This window comes from Nocardia sp. NPDC052316 (assembly GCF_044547795.1).
Lineage (GTDB): Bacteria > Actinomycetota > Actinomycetes > Mycobacteriales > Mycobacteriaceae > Nocardia.
In genome coordinates, this window is the sequence record NZ_JBIUBB010000001.1 from 1,253,593 (window position 1) to 1,271,570 (window position 17,978).

Below are 17,978 nucleotides of genomic sequence, written 5' to 3' on the forward strand. Positions count from 1 at the left end.
TTTACCGACTGGTGCCCGGCGTTCGCCGGACCGACGGGGTCGCTACGGTCCGGTGCGGGTGGACTCCGTTCTCGAGGCGATCAACGGCTCAGCCGGTGAACGGGTTGCGGCGCTTGGTCAGCAGCTTGTAGAGCGTCGACTGGATGGTCTCGCGGACCTGGTCGGTGACCTCGAACATGGTCATCGGGTCGTCGGCCGCCTCCGGCTCGTAGCCGGTGGTGGGGATGGGAGCGCCGAACTCGATGTACCACTTCGACGGCAGCGGCAGCGCGCCGAGCGGGCCGAGCAGCGGGAACAGCGGCGTCACCGGGAAATACGGCAAACCGAGCAGCCGGGCGAGCGGCTGCAGATCGGCCAGCTTGGGGTAGATCTCCTCGGAACCGACGATCGAGCACGGGATGATCGGCGCGCCGGTGCGCACCGCCGCGGCCACGAAACCGCCGCGACCGAACCGTTGCAGCTTGTAGCGATCGGCGAACTGCTTGCCGACGCCCTTGAAGCCCTCCGGGAAGACACCGGTGAGCTCGCCGGAGCGCAACAATCGTTCGGCGTCCTCGCGGCAGGCCAGCGTGTGCCCCGCCTTGCGGGCGAGCGCGCCGAGCACCGGGGTTTCGAAGATCAGGTCGGCGGCCAGCAGGCGCAGCGCCCGCTGCTTCGGGTGCCGGTCGTGGATGGCAAGCTGCAGCATCAGCCCGTCCAGCGGAATGGTGCCCGCGTGGTTGGCCACGATCAGCGCGCCGCCCACCTCCGGAATGTTCTCCACACCGCTGACCTGCACGCGGAACCACAGCTCGGACATCGGGCGCAGCGCGGGCAGCAGGACCGACTCGAGCAGATGCTCGTCGAAACCGAACTCGTCCACCTGATAGTCGCCGGTGATCCGGCGGCGGGCGAAGTCGGCGGTCTTGCCGATCTGCTTGCCGATCGCGCCGCGCACCAGGTCCGACAACGACTGCGGCGCAGGCGGTTCGGCGGCCGCCAAGCGCTCGGTCAGCGAGGTCACCGGGCTGGGCACTTCGCCGGGCACCTGCTCCGGCCAGCGCCGGGCGGTCGGCCGGTGGCGCGCCTCGTCCTGCACGTCGTGGAGGTGGATGACTTTCGCTACGTCGTTCATTGCTGTGCTCCCGTACCGGCCCCGAGCAGGCCGAGCAGTTTGTTTTCTGCGGCATCGATCCACGCGGGATCGACCACGGGCCGCAACGCTGCGCCCCCGATGAAGTCGTCGAAGGCCTGCACCGTGGTCCAGCGCGGCACGAACCCGAGTTCGGCCCGCATCCGGGTGGTGTCCAGGCCACAACCGAAATGAAAATAGTCGAGCTGTTCGCCGGAGAATTCGCGCATCACCGGACCCATCAGCACCCGGCCCGCGGTGCGGAACAGCGCGAACGGCACCGGTAATTCGATCCGGCCGGCGCGGCGGACCGCTTGGGACAGGGCGAGTGCGCCGTCGCCCGCGATGTTGAAGGTGCCGCCGCGGCCGGTCAGCGCGGCATGCGCCAGCGCGGCGACCGCGTCTTCCTCGTGCAGCAGCTGGATGCGCGCGTCGCGGCCGAACACCGTCGGCGTGATCGGTGATCGCAGATACTGCACACCGCGGCTGGCCAGCCGGGGTCCGACAATCGGCGCCAACCGCAGAATCGAGGTGGCGATATCCGGTCGACGCCGACCGAGCCCGCGCAGGAAACCTTCGATGTCGATCATGTCGCGCGCGAACTCACCGCGCGGTGGGGTACGCGCGCTCATTTCCTCGGTGAATTTCGCGGGGTCCTTCGCGCTGCAGCCGTACACGGCCGACGAGGAACGCACGACGACCGTACGCACCGTCGGCGCCTTCTGGCAGACCGCGAACAATTGCATCGCGCCGAGCACGTTGAGGTCTTTCATCACCGGGCGCCCGGCGCCGGCCGGCGGCCTGGCCAGCACCGCGGCATGCACAACGGTGTCCACCGCGCCGCCGTCGATCACCTTGCGGATCAACGGATTTCGGATATCCGCGCGGACGAATTCGGCACGGCCCATGCGCCGCTGCAACTCTCGGCTCGGGGTCATCGTGTCGACGGCGATGATGCGTTCGATATCGGGATCCTGCGCGAGACGAGCGACCACGTTGCCGCCGAAGAAGCGACTGGCGCCGGTCACCAACACGACCTTCGGCGTGTGTCCTTCTCGAGCGTCAGAAGCCACCGGCACCGCATCCCACCTTGGCAAGCCCCCATTTCATTTATTTCCCCGGTTCCTAGGGTAGCCGCTGCGTTCACGGGTTCCGTTGGATTAACAAGGATCTAACGATGACTTCGGTCACCTGAAAACAAAAGGCCCGCCACCTGGAGGTGACGGGCCTTCGAGCTGACGCGCAGCGCTTACTTGCCGAGTTTGCGCCGCTGCACGCGTGTGCGGCGAAGCAGCTTGCGGTGCTTCTTCTTCGACATGCGCTTGCGGCGCTTCTTGATCACAGAACCCATAGGGTTGTTCCTCGCGTCTCTCTACTCGGCGCGCACGCTACACACGTACGCCAACTGACCGGTCGCTCGGCAAGCCTCACGCCCAGTGTCCGCGCCGCCGGGTACCACCGGGCACCACAAAGCAATGCCTCCGGCGGGCGAACACGAACCGAGGGTCCATCGTACCGGCACGTCCAGCTAGCTTCGAAACCGCCTGATCCAACGCCGCCGGAGTCTGCTCCGTCGGCGGCCCGCACCCCGTGGAGCGCGGTCGGATCAGTCGTTCATCCGGCGTCGAAGTAGGACGTCTCCAGATAGTCGTGCACCGCTTTGGCGTGTACCCGGAACGAACGACCCACCCGCACCGCGGGCAACTCACCGGAATGCACAAGCCGGTACACCGTCATCTTGGACACTCGCATCAGGCTCGCCACCTCGGCGACCGTGAGGAACTGAGTGCCGCCGAGCATGGGTTGACCCTGCGACCCGGAACCACCTTGCGTCCGGGAACCAGCCCGGGCGCCTGAGGGACCTGAGCCACTCGAACTTCCTGAGCTACTTGCAGACATCTTGTTAGACATCATTGCACCATTGACCTCCGGCACGTCCGCGCCGCCGGCTTCCCCACCGGCGGAACAGACACGCACGTGCTCCTTGAAGCTTAGCGGGACCAGTGGTGTTACTGCGACGGGAGTGAGAAATCAGCTTTTCCCTTCGGAAACCAACCGGTCGCGCGCTGTTTATTCGGCGGTCGTGCCCTGCTCGGCGGAGCGCTGCTTCGCGGCGTGCAGCGCCTCCAGGAAGGCCGAACGGACCCCGCCACGCTCGAGCTCGCGGATCGCGGCGGCGGTGGTGCCCGCCGGTGAGGTGACTGCGGCGCGCAGCTCCACCGCGCTCTGCTCGGACTCGTCGAGCAGCGCCGCCGCGCCGACCATGGTCTGCACCACCAGCTGCGTGGCCACCTCGCGGGTCAGGCCGAGACCGACGCCCGCGTCCACCATGGCCTCGACGACCAGGAAAAAGTAGGCGGGCCCCGAGCCGGAGACCGCGGTGACCGCGTCCATCTGCGACTCCGCGACAGTCACCACCTTGCCGACCGCGCCGAGCACCTCGGTCACCAGCTCCAGCTGCGGCGCCCGCGTGTGCCGGCCCGGTGCGATGACGCTCATGCCCTGGCCGACCAGCATCGGAGTATTCGGCATCACCCGGACCACCGGGAAACCGGCGGGCAGCTTCGCCTCCAACCGCGCGGTCGGCACGCCGGCGGCCAGCGAGACCAGGATCTGGTCGCGATCGTTGCCGACGCTCGGGTCGTCGCTGAGGGCGGCCTTGCCCAGCGCGGTCATCACCGCGTCCACGTCCGCGGGCTTGACCGCGACGACCAGCAGGTCCGCCCCGACCGCGGCGTCGGCCACCGAATCGGTGACCCGCACGCCGAAGCGCTCGGCGATCTGCGCGCCGCGCTCCGGAAAGGTCTCGACGACAACCAGGTCTTTTGCCGGCCGCCCCGATTCGAGCAGACCTGCGATAAGCGCCTCCCCGATGCGCCCGCCACCGATAACCGCAATTCTCGTCATGGGGGTCAAGGCTAGACGGCGCTCATCGCTGCGGAATCAGCGCCAGCTGGCGGCTCTGTGCGACCACGGCTCCGGTGGCGTCGAGCACCAACTGATCCTCGTCGAACATGCGGCCGCCGACCTCGTGGGTGGTCGCGATGACCCGCAGCCAGCCGGGGGCGGGCTTGCGGCGCAGGAAGCTAACCATCTGGACGGTGGGCGACCAGCCGTAGTGGCCGAGGTTGTACGGCACCGGCGGGCTGATGTCGGTGGCCATCATCGCGAAGAACATGGCGACGTCCGGGTCCTGCTCGTCGGCGGGCCGCGGGCGCATCCACAGCCGCAGCCGCGGCTCGGCCGTTTCGCCGTCGAGGAAGCGGGCCCACTCCCGATCGAGGTAGAGCTCGGCGGCCTGGCCGACGTGCACGATCCGGCCCATCGGCGAGCCCGGCTCGTAGCCGACCGCGTCGGCCGGTGGTTCGACCGGCATGTCGCTGTGTTCGCGGGCGAACAGCGGCTCGGCGTCGTCGAGGTGGCCGAAGGTGAGAGCGGTGCGCACCAGAGTGCGGCCGTTCTGGATCAGGTTCACGTCGGCCAGGCAGATCTGCCTGCCGATCTTGCGGATGTGCACCTCGTACTCGACGTCGCCCGGATCGGGCGCGCCGAGGAAATCGGAGCCGGCGACGATCGGCGCCATGCCCGCGAGCGCGGGATCGGCCGTGCGCAACCATTTCAGGCCCGCCGACGCGCTGGCGGCGACCATGGTGCCGCCGTGCACCTTCTTGCCGATCGTCCAGGTCTTGCCGATGGTGCCCAGGTAGCGGCCGGTATCGGGGATGGTCGGAGCCAGCTCGGTCAACGTGAGTACCTGGCTGAACGGGGCATCCGTCGTGGTGACCGGTGTCGTACCCAGCTCCGTTGTCGTACCCAGCTCCGTTGTCATCGTCACTCCTGTCGTCCAGCTGCCGCGTCGGCGATCAGGGTTGCTGATACGCGGCGTTCATACAGCGTAGAACGAGCCCGCTCGACGTGCGCATCCCCCTCGGCGAGACGACGGCGACGTGCGTCACAGTGCCGGTCAGGCGTGATGGGCCGAGGTCGGCGCCGGCGCGGTCTGGCCGTTGAGATGCAGCCTGGCGAAGGCGAGGGTGCGGTGCAGCATGGCCGCGCGGGCCTGCGTGGTCCGCGCGTTCTGGGTGTTGATCTCGGCGACCGCCTGACCGGCGAAACCGTTGCGCACCAACGTGTCACACACTTCGACGCACGGCTGGGTGCCTTCGCCGGGCACCAGATGCTCGTCGTGCGCGGCGCCGCGGCCGTCGGCCAGATGCAGGTGCGCCAGGCCCTGACCCATCCGGGCGGCCAGCGCCAGGGGGTCCGCGCCCGCGGTGGCGGTGTGCGACAGATCGAGGGTGTAGTGCTCGAAACCGGTGTCGGTCGGGTCATACGACGGACTGAACGCGGTGAGCCCAACGCCGGGCCCACCCCGGCGCTCCAGCCGCCGCACCGAGCGGGCGCCGCGCCCGAACAGGGTGTCGGCCCGCATCGGGAACATGTTCTCCACCGCGACGATGACCGGGCTGTGCTCCTCCAGCTCGGCCACCTGGTCGGCGAAGTTCTCGGCGTAGCGCCGCTGCCAGCGGAACGGCGGATGCACCACGACGGTGCGCGCACCGAGCGCCTCGGCGGTGCGCACGCTGCGTTCGAGTTTGGCAACCGGATCCGAACCCCACACCCGCTGCGAGATCAGCAGGCACGGCGCGTGAATCGCGATCACCGGCACGTCGTACTTGCGGGCATAGGACTGGACGGTGGCGATGCTCTGGCTGGCCGGTTCGGCCCAGACCATCAATTCGATGCCGTCGTAACCGAGTTCGGCCGCATACCGAAAAGCCGCCTCGGTGTTCTGCGGATACACCGACGCGGTGGAGAGCCCGACGAGGATCTGGCGCCGGTCCGGCGCACCCGCGGACTCCCCCGGCGCGACCGCCGCGGGTCGCGCTTCGGCAGCGGGGGCGCGATGCACCCTGGTCTGGTCTGCCTGTCCGGTTTTCCCCACTGGCGCTCCCTGCCTCAGTTCGTACTGAGCAGAAAGGCTAGCGGCCCCAGCGTGACGAAGACGCCTACGACGACCGCGATCACAGTGCTCAGCACGTCGTCGGTCCGGCGCAGAATCCGTACCAACGCCACCAGACCGAGGATCACGATCATCGCCAGGGCCAGCGCCACCCAGGGGAGCATCTCCCACATCCGCTCGAAACCCTTGAACAGCAGCATGCCCGCGACGGCCGCGCCGGTGCTCTGGCCACCCAGGATCATCCACTGGCGGCGGTTGGCGTCGTACTCGGCCTTCCTGGCCGCCCTGGCCGAGCGGCGCGGCGCGGCGCGCTCGGACTGCTCGTCCTCGTCGAGGTCGTCGTGCTCGGCGTCCAGGTCGACCGGCTCGAAGAAATCGGTCTTGCCGTCGTACATCTCGAGCTCGTCGACGGGCGCGCGGCCCGAATCGCGTTTGCCGCGACCGCGTTTGCCCCGTCCGGCGGCGTCGGCCGCGCGTTCGGCGCCCGCGCGTTCGGCCCGCTCGACACCGTCCCTGAGCAGATCGCCCGCGACCGTCTGGCCGGAAACGAGCTGCTGGTCCTGGCTGGCCAGCGACCAGGCGGCGGTCGAAATACCCTCGACCTCGGGCGGCGGGTCGTTGCGTTGCGGCGCATCGGGTTTGCGTCTTCGCGCCGACCACGCGGGCAGACCGCCCTCGGCGGCACCGTTGCGCTGCGCTGATCTTCGCGGGGGTTCCGGCGGTGGCTCGGGCGTCGGCGCCCACGGCGCCGTGGCGCGCGACTCCGGCAGTTCGGGTTCCGGCTCGTAATCCGCGGCCGACGGCGACCAGGCCGCGGTCGACGGTGCGGCCTCTTCGGCCTCGGCCTCGGCCGCGCGACGCCGGGCGGCCCGGCCGCCGGTGGCGCCGTTGCGCTCGGCGCGGCCGTTGGTCGCGCCGCGGCCACCCTGGTCGGGCGCGGCGACCTCACGCAGCGGGCGCACCTCGGTGGTCGCGTCGTCGTGGTCGTCCTGCCTGCGGCGGCGGCCGGAGCGCCGCGGCGGGGGCTCGTCGGGCACCGGGTCGCTCGCGTAGGGATTGGGCGACGGGGCGTACGGGTTGGGTGACGGCGCGTACGGGTTGGGCGAGGGGGCGTACAGGTCGTCTACCGGCGTGCGCGGGGACAGCGGATCGGCGGAGCCGCCGTGCCGCGCGGGCGGCATCTCCCGGCCGGGCATCACCCGATTGGATCGGCCGGGCAACGGGTCGGCGGCCGGCTCGGGCTGGGCGTACGCCGCGAGCGGGTCGTACATCGAGATCGGGCCGGAGATCGGGGAATACGCCGCGGGGTCCGGCGCGGGTGGCGCGTATGAGACAGGTTCCGGCGCAGGCGGTTCGTAGGCCGGGGCCTCGTAGACCGGTTCGTCGGGCACGTCGGCCTCGGGCGCGGCATGCGAGGAGTGACCGCTGCCGATGGCAGGCATGTCACCGGTCAGCTCGGCCACCGAGATCCCGCGACCGCCGCGGCGGCGTCGGCCACCTCCAGCGGCGGACGCGCCCTGCTGCCCGTTGCGGGCCAGCAGCTCAGCGACCGATAGCTGTTTGGAATCATCGCTCATGACTTCGCCTCGCTAGCGCGCCCATTCATGACGACACCGTCCCTATCGGACCGGGTAGCGCGGCGGCAGCACCGAGCACCGGGTCGCCGCTGTCGGTCGCCGGGCCCGGTAAGCAGGTTGCTCGGGGTCCGCCATTCATGTCGGTATCCAGTTTGCGCAGGATCAGTCCTTCTCGCAGCGCCCAGGGACAAATCTCCAGGGACTCCAGCGATAGTGCCCGCATACTCGCCTCCGCGACCAATGCGCCAGCCACCAATTGCTGTGACCGATCGGAACTTACGCCTTCCAATTCTGCACGGTCCGCGGCCGTCATCCGCGAGATGAACGCAATCAGCTGGCGCAGACCTGAGCTGGTGAGTGTACGACGCACCCGAGGGCCCGCCGCCGAGGGTGCCGCTCCGGTCAGCCTGGCCAGCGAACGGAAGGTCTTCGAGGTGCCGACGGCCAGATCCGGTTTGCCCGCGTCGAGCAGCTGTTTGGCGGGCAGCGTCAGCTCCGCGTCGAGCCAGTCGCGCAGCACGTTGACCCGCCGCTTGCCCGGCGGATCCTCGCGCAGCCACTCTCTGGTCAACCGTCCGGCACCGAGCTGCAGCGACAGCGAGACATCGGGTTCCTCGTCGCCGCCGTTGGTCATCTCCAGCGAGCCGCCACCGATGTCGAGATTGAGGATGCGCCCCGCGCTCCAGCCGAACCAGCGGCGCACCGCGAGGAAGGTCAACCGCGCCTCGTCGACGCCGGAGAGCACCTGCAGATCGACGCCGGTCTGCGCGCGGACCCGGCCGAGCACGTCCTCGGAATTGGTCGCCTCGCGCAGTGCGGAGGTGGCGAACGGCATCAGCTCGACGCACCGGGAAGTCTCAGCGATGCTGGCGAATTCGGCGACCGTGGCGATCAGCCGCTGGGCGCCCGCCTCGGTGATCCTGCCCTCGCCGTCGATGTTCTCCGACAGCCGTAAAGTGGCCTTGGTAGAGCTCATCGGCATGGGGTGACCACCCCGATGCGCGTCCACCACCAGCAGGTGGACGGTATTGCTTCCGACATCGAGTACCCCAAGCCGCACAAGAACACGGTACTGGGTGATCCGGTCCTATAGGTTAAGCGACTGAACTGTTAGCGTTCCGAGGTGTGACGGTAGGCGCATCAGCGAGTGGGCCGAAGCGGCCCCGACCAGCGGGGAAGATCGATCCGAGTCCCGAGGTCGACATGGATTTCCCCCGCGAATGGATCGAGTTCGTCGATCCAGCAAACGACGAGCATCTGATCGTCGCGGATCTGACCTGGCTACTGTCGAGCTGGACGTGTGTCTTCGGCACCCCGGCCTGCCAGGGCATCATCGCCGAGCGCCCCGATGACGGCTGCTGCTCGCACGGCGCGTTCCTCTCCGACAAGGACGACCGCAAGCGCCTGCAGGACGCTGTGAAAATGCTCACACCAGCGGATTGGCAGCTGATGGGCGAGGCGACCGACGCCGCGGGCAAGGTCACCAAGAAGGGCTATCTGGAGCTCGACGAGCTCGAGGACGAGCCCGCGCTGCGCACCCGCCGGTTCGACGGCGCGTGCATCTTCCTCAATCGGCCCGGCTTCGCCGGCGGTGTCGGCTGCTCGCTGCACTCCATGGCGCTGCGCCGCGGCATCGAACCGCTGGAGGTGAAGCCGGACGTGTGCTGGCAGTTGCCGATCCGGCGCACCCAGGAGTGGGTGGACCGGCCCGACGGCGTGCAGATCCTGCGCACCACGGTCACCGAGTACGACCGGCGCGGCTGGGGCCCCGGCGGCGAAGACCTGGACTGGTACTGCTCCGGCTCGCCGGACGCCCACGTCGGCACCCGGCCGGTGTGGCAGTCCTACGGCCCGGAACTGAAGGAACTGCTCGGCGCACCGGCCTACGACGAACTGGCCAGGCACTGCAAGCGTCGAGCGGGGCTCGGCCTCATCGCGATCCACCCGGCGACGGTGCACGCGGACCGCATGCGCGACAGCGCGAACACCGCGGCCGGGTGAGCCCCTCGGAATGCGAGCTTGCACCCCGTTCACCTGTAAGGCATGCGATCTTCACCCGTTTGCGGTTTGATGTGCGGTCATGTCCAAGAAAGTTCTGACCCTGGCCGCCGTTTCGCTCGGCGCCGCACTGTGTCTCCCCGCAATGGCGCACGCCGAACCGAACGGTGATCCCGCCAAGTACGCCGATTTCACCGCCGACTTCCTGCCCGCCAACACCCCCGACGCCATGGGCGCCGCCAAGGCGGGCAAGAACCTGATCATGAGCCCGTACGGCACCTCGCGCACCATCGCCTGCCGCGGCACCAACGCCGCGGACGTCTACGACTGCATGCAGGAAGACGACCTGGGCTGGATCTCGTTGCGCAAGATCGACGTCCCCGGCGTCGGCCCGACCTGGACCTACCTGCCGTAAGAAGTAGCACCGCACAACCGAAACTACGGCCGAGGGCTTCGCAGCGCCCTCGGCCGTAGCTTTGTCAGCTCACGCCTCGAGTTTGTAGCCGAGTCCGCGGACCGTGACCAGATGCTCCGGCTTGGCCGGGTCCGCCTCGATCTTCGAGCGCAGCCGCTTCACGTGCACGTCGAGGGTTTTGGTGTCGCCGACGTAGTCGGCGCCCCAGACGCGATCGATCAGCTGGCCGCGGGTGAGCACCCGGCCGGAGTTGCGCAGGAGATATTCGAGCAGGTCGAATTCCTTGAGCGGCAACGTCACCGGCTTGCCGTTCACCAGGACGGTGTGGCGGTCCACATCCATCCGGACGGGGCCCGCTTCCAGCACGCCGCTCTCATTGGTGCCGTCCAACTCGTCGCCCGCGCCGCGGCGCAGCACGGCCCGAATGCGCGCGATCAGCTCGCGCGCCGAGTATGGCTTCGTCACGTAGTCGTCGGCGCCGAGCTCCAGCCCGACCACCTTGTCGATCTCGCTGTCCCTTGCCGTCACCATGATCACCGGTACGCCGCTGCGGGTGCGCAACTGCTTGCACACGTCCGTGCCGCTCATGCCTGGCAGCATGAGATCGAGCAGCACGATGTCGGCACCGGACCGATCGAACTCGGCGAGCGCGGATGGTCCGTCACCGACAACGGTGACCTCGAAACCCTCCTTGCGCAGCAGGAACGCGAGCGGATCGGCCAGCGACTCCTCATCCTCGACGATCAACACACTCGTCATCTGCGTGCCTCCACACCATTGGGTCGGCCCGGCCCCGAGGGGCGCGGGCTTGTTTCTCTCATGCTCACCGTCGGACCGGCGGAATCCTCTTCTCCGTCGGCCTCGTGGTGGGCAGGTATTCGCAGGGTGAACGTCGAACCGGTGCCCAGCTTGCTCCACAACGTGATCTCACCGTTGTGGTTGGCGGCCACGTGCTTGACGATAGCCAGGCCGAGGCCGGTACCGCCGGTGGCGCGCGAGCGGGCCTTATCGGACCGGAAGAAACGTTCGAACACCCGCTCTTGGTCTTCCTTGGCGATGCCGATGCCGCGATCGGTCACGGCCATCGCGACATGGTCGCCGCGTAGGGAGCGGCTCACCGACACGTGTGAGCCAGCCGGTGAGTACGCTATCGCGTTCTCCACCAGGTTCGATAGGGCTGTGACCAGCAAGGTTTCGTCGCCGAGCACCTCGAGCCCGCTGGGCCGGTCGGTGCTGACGGTGATGCCCGCGGCCTCGGCGGCGGTGCGCGAGCGGTCCACCGCCTGCATCACCACGGTGTCCACGTCGACCACCTCGAGCTCGGGCAGCTTCTCCGCGCCCTGCAGCCGGGACAGCGCGATGAGTTCGGTCACCATTTTGCCGAGCCGCCGGGATTCGCCGAGTACCCGCTGCCCGAAGTGGCGCACCGCCTCGGGATCCTCTGCGGACTCGAGCATGGCCTCGGCCAGCAGGCTCATCGCGCCGACCGGGGTCTTGAGCTCGTGGCTGACGTTGGCGACGAAGTCGCGCCGGGTGGCCTCCATCCTGGCCTGCTCGGAGTCGTCGTCGGCGAAGAGCACGGTGAAGTTGGTGTCCTCGCGCGATAGCTGGCGGGCCACGCCGCGCACGGCGATGCGGCCGCGGCCGGGCACCGGGTTCTTCGCGGTGAGGTCGAACTCGGCGGACTCGCCGGTGGCCAGCACCTTCTCCACCGCGGCCCAGGCGCGCTCGTCGAGCAGGCGGTTGCGGACCAGGCCGAGCTCCTCGGCACGCGGATTCACCAGCACCACGTCGCGGTACTCGTCGACCACCGCGATGCCGCTCTCGGAGGCGAGCACGATCAGGTCGAGCACCTGCGACATGGTCAGGCCGGAGTCGGCCTGCCGCCTGGCCTGCTGCCTGGCGTTCATATAGGGGATAAGTAGCCCGCCGACTGCCAGACCTACGACAGCCGCAAGGACTGCCAGTAGCACGGCTTGCGGAACACTCACACTTGAATCGTACGGTCGCGTAGGACGTATCCAACTCCGGGTGCACGATGTTTCGTGCAGGTCATAGCTACTTCCGACCCTGTTAGCCCCCCGTTTACGTGCTGTTCTGCCGCACCGCGACTCCGGGTCGACCCCGGGTGCGGTGCGAGTGCCGTCGGTGGGCGGTGAGGAGGGGGTCGGCGGAGTTAGCTGGGGCCGGCAAGTTACCCGTGTGCCTGCGACGTCAGTCGCTTCGTCGTGCTCGCGAGATCAGTCGTCTTCGTCGTCCGGGCCTGCCAGGCCCGCGCTGACGGCTCGGCCGTGTTTGTCCACCCATTCGCCGAGGGCGTAGATGGGAGTGAGCAGGTCTCGGCCCGCTTCGGTGAGGCGGTACTCGACGCGGGGTGGAGCTTCGGCGTAGCGGTGACGTTCGATGAGGGTCATCCGCTCCATCCGGCGCAGGGTTTGCGTCAGCATCTTCTGGCTGATGCCACCGATCGACGCGCGCAGGTCGCTCGGGCGCATCGGGCCCTCGCGGAGCATGTAGACGACGACCGGTAGCCAGGAGTTTCCGAAGACGTCGACGCCCATCCGGGCCGGGCAATCGGACTCGAAATCGCCGTAGGGCGCGAACTCCACCCGTTCGGCGGTGATCGGCTCGGCGTGCACGGCGGTCATGCCACCAGCATGCCAGCGTTATTGGGCACCCGCAGGTGCCTATCGATCTTCCTAGCGTTTGGACAAGACCTTTCGAGCTAGGAGTGGATATGCGAATCGGAATCATCGGTGCCGGGGCGATGGCGCGGGCGCTCGGCGGTGGCTGGGTCGCGGCGGGTCACGAGGTCCGCATCGGTGCCAGATCGGCGGCCGCGGCCGCGGAGTTGGCGGCCACGATCGGCGCGCGGGCCGGAAGTATTCGCGACGCCGCGGCGTTCGGCGAGGTGGTGTTGCTCGCGCTGCCGGTGGACGCGTTGGACGAGGTGTTGCGGACGGTCGGCGGGCTGCTCGCCGGGCGGACCGTGGTCGACTGCACCAATGCCTACGAGCCGGACGCGGCCGCACCCGAGGGTGCGACGGCGTTCGTGCTGTCGGAAGAGGCTGTCGCCGAACGCATCGCGGCGGCGGCGCCGGGGGCGCACGTCGTGAAGGCGTTCAATCTGTGCGCGGCCGAGGTGTGGGAATCGGATGCTCGCGTATTCGAGCAGCGCAGGCTGGGCGTGCCGCTGTGCGGTGACGACCCGGACGCGTTGGCGCGCGTGGCCACCCTGGTCGAAGATCTGAAGCTGCAGCCGGTTTCGGCGGGCGGGCTGCATCGGGCGAAATATCTGGAGGCCGTGTCGGTGTTCACCGTCGGGCTCTGGTTCGCGGGCGAGGACGCGCGCGCCATCTTCCCGCCGCTCGAGGCGGCGTTCGCCGAGGTGGATCAGTAACCGGTGCGCCCCGGACTGAGCGCGCGCTACTCGCTCATACCCCGCGAGATGAAGCTTCGATGCGCGATAAGTGCACGCTCAGACCGGGTTACGGTTTACCAGCCCGGGTTTCCGCGCACCGGGATATTCACGAAACTTGGCTGGTTCTGGTCCAGCAACAGGTGCTGCGGACGCAGACCGCTCTCCACCAGCAGCGGGGTCGGCGGCAGGCCCTTGGGGAAGTTGCCCGCGTAGACATCGACGCGCAGCCGATGGCCCGGTCGCAGCACCGCCTCGATGCCCGGCACCGAAATATCCAGGGCCGTCGGCTGTCCCGGCACCGTCGGTTGCCTGCTGTCCAGTGACAGGTCGGGCACCGGGTCGGTGTAGTCGCCGTTCGGCAGACGGGTGCTGCGGCCCTCGTCGATGGCGCGCAGCGAGGCGACCAGCTGCCCCGAGGACAGCACGGTCGACTGCCCGTCGGGCGCGACGTCGTTCACCGTGGCGACCCAGTAGCCGTCGGTGGCGTCCTGAACGGTGTTGAGCCGCACCGCGATCGGGCCGGAGATGGTGGTCGGCTCGGCGACCGGCGCACTGGTGAAGGTGAGCCCGTTGAGTTCCTGGATCCGCGAATCCAGGCCGCAGGCATTGATGATCGAGAGCACCCCGATGGTCTGCTGGGCCGCGTCGCGCGAGCACAGGCCGGTGAGGCCCGGCGCGACGGTGAGCCGGTCCACGCTCGGGCTCGGCGCGGCGAACAGCGAGCCGTCGTGCACGCTGGTCGCGGTCCCGCTCGGCACGGCGGACAGATACATCCGCCGGTGCTCGGCGCCCGGCTGCGGGAACGAGGGCGCGGTGATCCAGCCGCCGCCCTGCTGCCGGACGGTCACCGGGCCGTATTCATCGATGCCGTTGTCGATGCCCTTGAGCCACTTGTCGAACCAGGCGCGCTGCAGCACGTCCATCCGCGGCGGCAGGCCGGGACGGCCGGACTCGTTGCCGTTGCTGATGTGGTAGCCGTCGCCCACGAACAGCTGCTTCTGCCCGGGCGGCAACGGAATCCGCCGGTACACGTCGGCCTGCGAATTGACGAACACGTCGTGCCAGCCGCCGGTCACGAAGGTGGGCACGGTGATTCGGGTCGGGTCGGTCTCCCAGGCCTGCCGGAACGGGCTGTCGGAGTGCAGCACCTCCTGCACCTTGGGGTTGAGCTGGTTGATATCCGGGGTGATCAGCACGTTCACCAGCGCGTCGACGAAGGTGAACGGATCGGCCAGCCGATCCATCAGCCACTTCATGTCGAACTGGCCGCGCAGCACCGACGCCAGGTCGGGCACCAACTTGCCGCCGTTGACCGCGGCGAGCCACGCGGGCATGAAGGTGACGCCGATGCTGCCGCCGGGTGCGACCAAGTCCCGGAAAGGATTCCGGCTCGGCACCACCGGGAAGATCGCCTTCAGCGCCGGTGGATTCTTCGCGGCGACCTGCAGTTGGTTCAGCCCCGAATAGGAGACGCCGTTCATGCCGATGTCGCCGGTGGACCACGGCTGCCTGACCGCCCAGTCGATCACCTCGACGGTGTCCTGCTGTTCCCGGTAACGCAGCAGGTCCCAGAGTCCTTGCGAGAAGCCGGTTCCCCGGACATCGACGACGACCTGGGTGTACCCGCTCTTGATCAGCTGCCGGTCCACGGTGAAGTTGCGCAGCAGGCCGCCGCCGAGCGCTTTGGTGAGATCGGTGATGCCGGAGAACGGCGTGCCGGACAGGTCGACATCGCGGGCCACCTGCAGCACCGCGTCCGACAGCCACGGGATCGAGATCATGCTGTCCGCGATCATCGAGCCGAGCTTGGTGTAGGGCGTCATGTTGACGATGGTCGGCGTAGGCGTCGAGATCGGTTGTCCCGCAGCGTCGGCCGGGTGGTAGACGTTCCCCTTGAGCACGGTGCCGTCGCTCATGGTGATCGGCACGTCCCATTCGATGAAGACGTTCGGATACTGCTGCGGGCCGTCCTCGGTCGCGGCCCACGCCGCACCGGTGGCGCCGCCGTCGGGGCCGACGGGGCTCGCTGCCGCAGAGGGCGAAAGGAAGGGGGCCAAGGCCACCGCCGCGACAGCCAAGGCCGCGGTGCGGAGCGCATACCTCATTGAATCCACTCTCTTAGGGGAACGGTTGCTCTCTAACCAGAGGAGGGAAACAGAGATCGGCTGGTCCGCGCGGGAAAATCACGAAAGTTCGTGCATGCTCACAAGCTCCGGCCCGCGAAAGCAGCGGTATGCCGATAGACGAAAGGGCGCCTTCGCTCGAATCATTCGAGACGAAAGCGCCCTTTCGAGATATTCAGGCCGACATCACCAACCGGGATTTCCCCGCACCGGCACATTCACGAAACTCGGCCGATTCGGATCCAGCTGCACATGCTGCGGCTTCAGCCCGGTATCGAGCAACATCGGCAGAATCGGCAGCCCCTTCGGGAAATTGCCCGCATAGACATCGACGCGCAGCCGATGCCCGGGCTTCAGCAGCGCCTCGGTCGCGGGCATGGTGATATCCAGGGTCGTCGCCTCACCGGGCACCGTCGGCTGCCGGTGTTCCAGCGAGGTGAACGGCCGCGGATCGGTGTAGTCGCCGTTGGCCGAGCGGGTGCTGTTGGCCTCGTCGATCTCGCGCAGCGATGCCATGATCTGCCCGGAGGACAACACGGTGGACTGGCCGTCCGGCGCGACATCGTTGACGGTGACCACCCAGTATCCGTCGGCGGCGTCCTGAACGGTGTTGAGCCGCACCGCGATCCGCCCGGACACCGAGGTCGGCTCGGCGACCGGCGCACTGGTGAAGGTGAGCCCGTTGGTCTCCTGGATCCTGGAGTCCTTCGCGCAGCCGTCGATGATCGACAGGATGCCCGCGCTGCCCTGCGCCGCGTCGTTGGAGCACAGGCTGGTCAGGCCGGGCGCGATGGACAACCGCGCGGTGTCGCCGTTGGCGGCGGCGGTGAGCGATCCGTCGTACACGCTGTTCGCGGTGCCACTGGGGTTGGCGGACAGGTACATCCGCTGATGCGTCGCGGACTGCGCGTCGGCGGTCACGCTCGGCGCGGCGAACGAGCCGGTGGTGATCCAGCCGCCGCCCTGCTGCCGCAACGTGATCGGGCCGTACTGATCGATACCGTTGTCGATGCCCTTGAGCCACTTGTCGAACCACGCGCGCTGCAACACGTCCAGCCGCGGCGGCAGGCCCGGCTTGGCGTACTCGTTGCCGGAATTGACGTGGTAGGTGTTGCCCATCAGCAGCTGCTTCTGCCCGGCCGGCAGCGGAATCTCGTTGTAGATCTTCGATTCCGAGTAGGTGAACAGGTCGTGCCAGCCACCGGTGACGAAGGTCGGCACCTGAATCTTGGACGGATCGCTGAGCCAGCCGTCGCGCGGGCGGGAGCTGCCGGTCAGCAGTTCCTTGGCGCGCGGATCGAGGTCCTCGACGCGCGCGGTGGTGTAGACGTTGAGCAGGACGTCCATGAAGGTCAACGGATCTCGGACGCGGTCGGCCAGCCACTGGGTGTCGAACTGCCCGTTGAGCACCGACGCCAGATCGGGCACCAGCTTCAGACCGTTGATGGCGGTCAGCCACAGCGGGATGAAGTTGAAGCCGAAGCCGCCGCCGGGGGCGAGCACGTCGTTCATCAGGTCGCTGCCCGGCACCACGGGGAAGATCGCCTTCAGCGCGGGCGGGTTCTGCTGCGCGGCCTGCACCTGGTTGATGCCGGAGTAGGAGATGCCGTTCATGCCGATGCGGCCGTTGGACCAGGGCTGACGCGCGGCCCAGTCGATCACCTCGACAGTGTCGCGCTGTTCGCGCTGGCGCAGCATGTCCCAGGTGCCCTGGGAGAAGCCGGTGCCGCGCACGTCGACGACGACCTGCGAGTAGCCGCTCTTGATGAGCTGCCGGTCGACGGTGAAGTTGCGCAGCTCGCCGCCGCCGAAGGCCTTGGTCAGGTCGGTGACGCCGGAGAGCGGGGTGCCGCTCAGGTCGATCTCGCGGAACAGCCCGAGCAACGCGTCGGACAGGCCGGGGATGGACTGCGCGTGGTCGGCCAGGTTCGACACCAGCTTGGTGTAGGGCGTCAGGTTGACCACCGTGGGCGTCGGCGTATCGATGGGACGGCTCGCGGCGTCCGCGGGGCGATAGACATTGCCCTTCAAGACCGTTCCGTCACTCATCGTGATGGGGACGTCCCATTCGATGTGGATGTTCGGATACTGCTGCGGGGCGTCCTGGGTCGCCTGCCAAGCCGCGCCCGCGGCTCCGCCGTCGGGGCCGGTCGGCGTCGGCGCGGCGGAAGCGCCGCTGGTGAGGAACGGGACGAGCATCGCGGCGGCAACTGCCGCGACTGTGAACCGCAACGCGTGCTTCATCAGGCGTGATCTACCTCTCGGGCTGGTCGAACGACCAAAGTGTACATACCTACTTGTCGGTAATGACAAGGGGTAACACGTACTGATTCCGAATAGAGGTTCACATACAGCAACTCGAATGGCAAT

The 17,978-nt window shown here is 68.4% G+C and carries 17 protein-coding genes; 3 read left to right on the plus strand and 14 right to left on the minus strand.

Translation table 11 applies throughout. From position 1 onward, the window contains the following. Window positions 1-88 precede the first annotated feature (88 nt). The 9 genes from ACIHA7_RS05790 to ACIHA7_RS05830 all read right to left on the minus strand — a co-directional run bounded on the left by ACIHA7_RS05790 (window position 89) and on the right by ACIHA7_RS05830 (window position 8,711). Window positions 89-1,114, minus strand: a complete 1,026-nt coding sequence (locus tag ACIHA7_RS05790; protein WP_397285912.1) for a lysophospholipid acyltransferase family protein — start codon at window positions 1,112-1,114, stop codon at window positions 89-91. Then, window positions 1,111-2,145: an NAD-dependent epimerase/dehydratase family protein gene (locus tag ACIHA7_RS05795; RefSeq protein ID WP_397286541.1), complete on the minus strand. Its 1,035-nt coding sequence runs from the start codon at window positions 2,143-2,145 to the stop codon at window positions 1,111-1,113. Before ACIHA7_RS05795 ends, ACIHA7_RS05790 begins: the two co-directional genes overlap by 4 nt. A 215-nt stretch (window positions 2,146-2,360) precedes the next feature. Beyond that, window positions 2,361-2,462, minus strand: a complete 102-nt coding sequence (locus ACIHA7_RS05800) for a 30S ribosomal protein bS22 (RefSeq protein ID WP_003402602.1) — start codon at window positions 2,460-2,462, stop codon at window positions 2,361-2,363. Window positions 2,463-2,725: 263 nt separating this feature from the next. Next, window positions 2,726-3,010, minus strand: coding sequence for a helix-turn-helix domain-containing protein (locus ACIHA7_RS05805; protein WP_370465384.1), 285 nt, complete (start codon window positions 3,008-3,010; stop codon window positions 2,726-2,728). 171 nt (window positions 3,011-3,181) lie between these two features. Continuing rightward, on the minus strand, window positions 3,182-4,018 hold the full coding sequence (proC, locus tag ACIHA7_RS05810; RefSeq protein ID WP_397285915.1) for a pyrroline-5-carboxylate reductase: 837 nt from the start codon (window positions 4,016-4,018) through the stop codon (window positions 3,182-3,184). Window positions 4,019-4,040: 22 nt separating this feature from the next. Beyond that, window positions 4,041-4,940, minus strand: a complete 900-nt coding sequence (locus tag ACIHA7_RS05815) for a thioesterase family protein (RefSeq protein WP_397285917.1) — start codon at window positions 4,938-4,940, stop codon at window positions 4,041-4,043. A gap of 135 nt (window positions 4,941-5,075) precedes the next feature. Further along, a complete protein-coding gene (locus tag ACIHA7_RS05820) occupies window positions 5,076-5,942 on the minus strand; it encodes a sugar phosphate isomerase/epimerase family protein (RefSeq protein ID WP_397286543.1) in 867 nt (288 codons plus the stop codon). Window positions 5,943-6,070: 128 nt separating this feature from the next. After that, complete coding sequence (locus ACIHA7_RS05825) at window positions 6,071-7,651, minus strand: hypothetical protein (protein WP_397285919.1); 1,581 nt, start codon at window positions 7,649-7,651, stop codon at window positions 6,071-6,073. Window positions 7,652-7,676: 25 nt separating this feature from the next. Beyond that, a complete protein-coding gene (locus ACIHA7_RS05830) occupies window positions 7,677-8,711 on the minus strand; it encodes a hypothetical protein (protein WP_397285921.1) in 1,035 nt (344 codons plus the stop codon). Between the two features lie 143 nt (window positions 8,712-8,854). Between ACIHA7_RS05830 and ACIHA7_RS05835 the strand changes: the two genes are divergently transcribed. Both ACIHA7_RS05835 and ACIHA7_RS05840 read left to right on the plus strand, forming a co-directional pair. Next, complete coding sequence (locus tag ACIHA7_RS05835) at window positions 8,855-9,652, plus strand: hypothetical protein (protein WP_397285923.1); 798 nt, start codon at window positions 8,855-8,857, stop codon at window positions 9,650-9,652. Window positions 9,653-9,731: 79 nt separating this feature from the next. Next, window positions 9,732-10,064, plus strand: a complete 333-nt coding sequence (locus ACIHA7_RS05840) for a hypothetical protein (RefSeq protein WP_397285925.1) — start codon at window positions 9,732-9,734, stop codon at window positions 10,062-10,064. A 69-nt stretch (window positions 10,065-10,133) separates the two neighbouring features. Here ACIHA7_RS05840 and ACIHA7_RS05845 read toward each other — a convergent pair whose 3' ends face one another. The 3 genes from ACIHA7_RS05845 to ACIHA7_RS05855 all read right to left on the minus strand — a co-directional run bounded on the left by ACIHA7_RS05845 (window position 10,134) and on the right by ACIHA7_RS05855 (window position 12,712). Then, window positions 10,134-10,823, minus strand: a complete 690-nt coding sequence (locus ACIHA7_RS05845; RefSeq protein ID WP_069160635.1) for a response regulator transcription factor — start codon at window positions 10,821-10,823, stop codon at window positions 10,134-10,136. Then, on the minus strand, window positions 10,820-12,055 hold the full coding sequence (locus ACIHA7_RS05850; RefSeq protein WP_135233643.1) for a cell wall metabolism sensor histidine kinase WalK: 1,236 nt from the start codon (window positions 12,053-12,055) through the stop codon (window positions 10,820-10,822). Before ACIHA7_RS05850 ends, ACIHA7_RS05845 begins: the two co-directional genes overlap by 4 nt. A 249-nt stretch (window positions 12,056-12,304) precedes the next feature. After that, window positions 12,305-12,712, minus strand: a complete 408-nt coding sequence (locus tag ACIHA7_RS05855) for a winged helix-turn-helix transcriptional regulator (protein ID WP_397285927.1) — start codon at window positions 12,710-12,712, stop codon at window positions 12,305-12,307. An 89-nt stretch (window positions 12,713-12,801) separates the two neighbouring features. Here ACIHA7_RS05855 and ACIHA7_RS05860 point away from each other — a divergent pair, with 89 nt between their 5' ends. Continuing rightward, window positions 12,802-13,464 (plus strand): NADPH-dependent F420 reductase, encoded by a 663-nt coding sequence (locus ACIHA7_RS05860; RefSeq protein ID WP_397285929.1) that lies wholly within the window; start codon window positions 12,802-12,804, stop codon window positions 13,462-13,464. Between the two features lie 95 nt (window positions 13,465-13,559). Here the strand turns inward: ACIHA7_RS05860 and ACIHA7_RS05865 are convergent, their stop codons facing one another. Then, window positions 13,560-15,590 carry a CocE/NonD family hydrolase gene (locus tag ACIHA7_RS05865; protein ID WP_397285931.1) on the minus strand — a complete coding sequence of 677 codons (2,031 nt, stop codon included), beginning with the start codon at window positions 15,588-15,590 and terminating at the stop codon, window positions 13,560-13,562. A gap of 204 nt (window positions 15,591-15,794) precedes the next feature. After that, window positions 15,795-17,852 carry a CocE/NonD family hydrolase gene (locus ACIHA7_RS05870; protein WP_397285933.1) on the minus strand — a complete coding sequence of 686 codons (2,058 nt, stop codon included), beginning with the start codon at window positions 17,850-17,852 and terminating at the stop codon, window positions 15,795-15,797. Between the last annotated feature and the right edge of the window lie 126 nt (window positions 17,853-17,978).

What these genes read in the sequence shown, in the direction of transcription:
- ACIHA7_RS05790 (WP_397285912.1), bottom strand. Translation starts at nt 1,114, where the DNA reads ATGAACGACGTAGCGAAAGTCATCCACCTCCACGACGTGCAGGACGAG.
- ACIHA7_RS05800 (WP_003402602.1), bottom strand. Translation starts at nt 2,462, where the DNA reads ATGGGTTCTGTGATCAAGAAGCGCCGCAAGCGCATGTCGAAGAAGAAG.
- ACIHA7_RS05805 (WP_370465384.1), bottom strand. Translation starts at nt 3,010, where the DNA reads ATGTCTGCAAGTAGCTCAGGAAGTTCGAGTGGCTCAGGTCCCTCAGGC.
- proC (WP_397285915.1), bottom strand. Translation starts at nt 4,018, where the DNA reads ATGACGAGAATTGCGGTTATCGGTGGCGGGCGCATCGGGGAGGCGCTT.
- ACIHA7_RS05815 (WP_397285917.1), bottom strand. Translation starts at nt 4,940, where the DNA reads ATGACAACGGAGCTGGGTACGACAACGGAGCTGGGTACGACACCGGTC.
- ACIHA7_RS05825 (WP_397285919.1), bottom strand. Translation starts at nt 7,651, where the DNA reads ATGAGCGATGATTCCAAACAGCTATCGGTCGCTGAGCTGCTGGCCCGC.
- ACIHA7_RS05835 (WP_397285923.1), top strand. Translation starts at nt 8,855, where the DNA reads ATGGATTTCCCCCGCGAATGGATCGAGTTCGTCGATCCAGCAAACGAC.
- ACIHA7_RS05840 (WP_397285925.1), top strand. Translation starts at nt 9,732, where the DNA reads ATGTCCAAGAAAGTTCTGACCCTGGCCGCCGTTTCGCTCGGCGCCGCA.
- ACIHA7_RS05845 (WP_069160635.1), bottom strand. Translation starts at nt 10,823, where the DNA reads ATGACGAGTGTGTTGATCGTCGAGGATGAGGAGTCGCTGGCCGATCCG.
- ACIHA7_RS05855 (WP_397285927.1), bottom strand. Translation starts at nt 12,712, where the DNA reads ATGACCGCCGTGCACGCCGAGCCGATCACCGCCGAACGGGTGGAGTTC.
- ACIHA7_RS05860 (WP_397285929.1), top strand. Translation starts at nt 12,802, where the DNA reads ATGCGAATCGGAATCATCGGTGCCGGGGCGATGGCGCGGGCGCTCGGC.
- ACIHA7_RS05865 (WP_397285931.1), bottom strand. Translation starts at nt 15,590, where the DNA reads ATGAGGTATGCGCTCCGCACCGCGGCCTTGGCTGTCGCGGCGGTGGCC.
- ACIHA7_RS05870 (WP_397285933.1), bottom strand. Translation starts at nt 17,852, where the DNA reads ATGAAGCACGCGTTGCGGTTCACAGTCGCGGCAGTTGCCGCCGCGATG.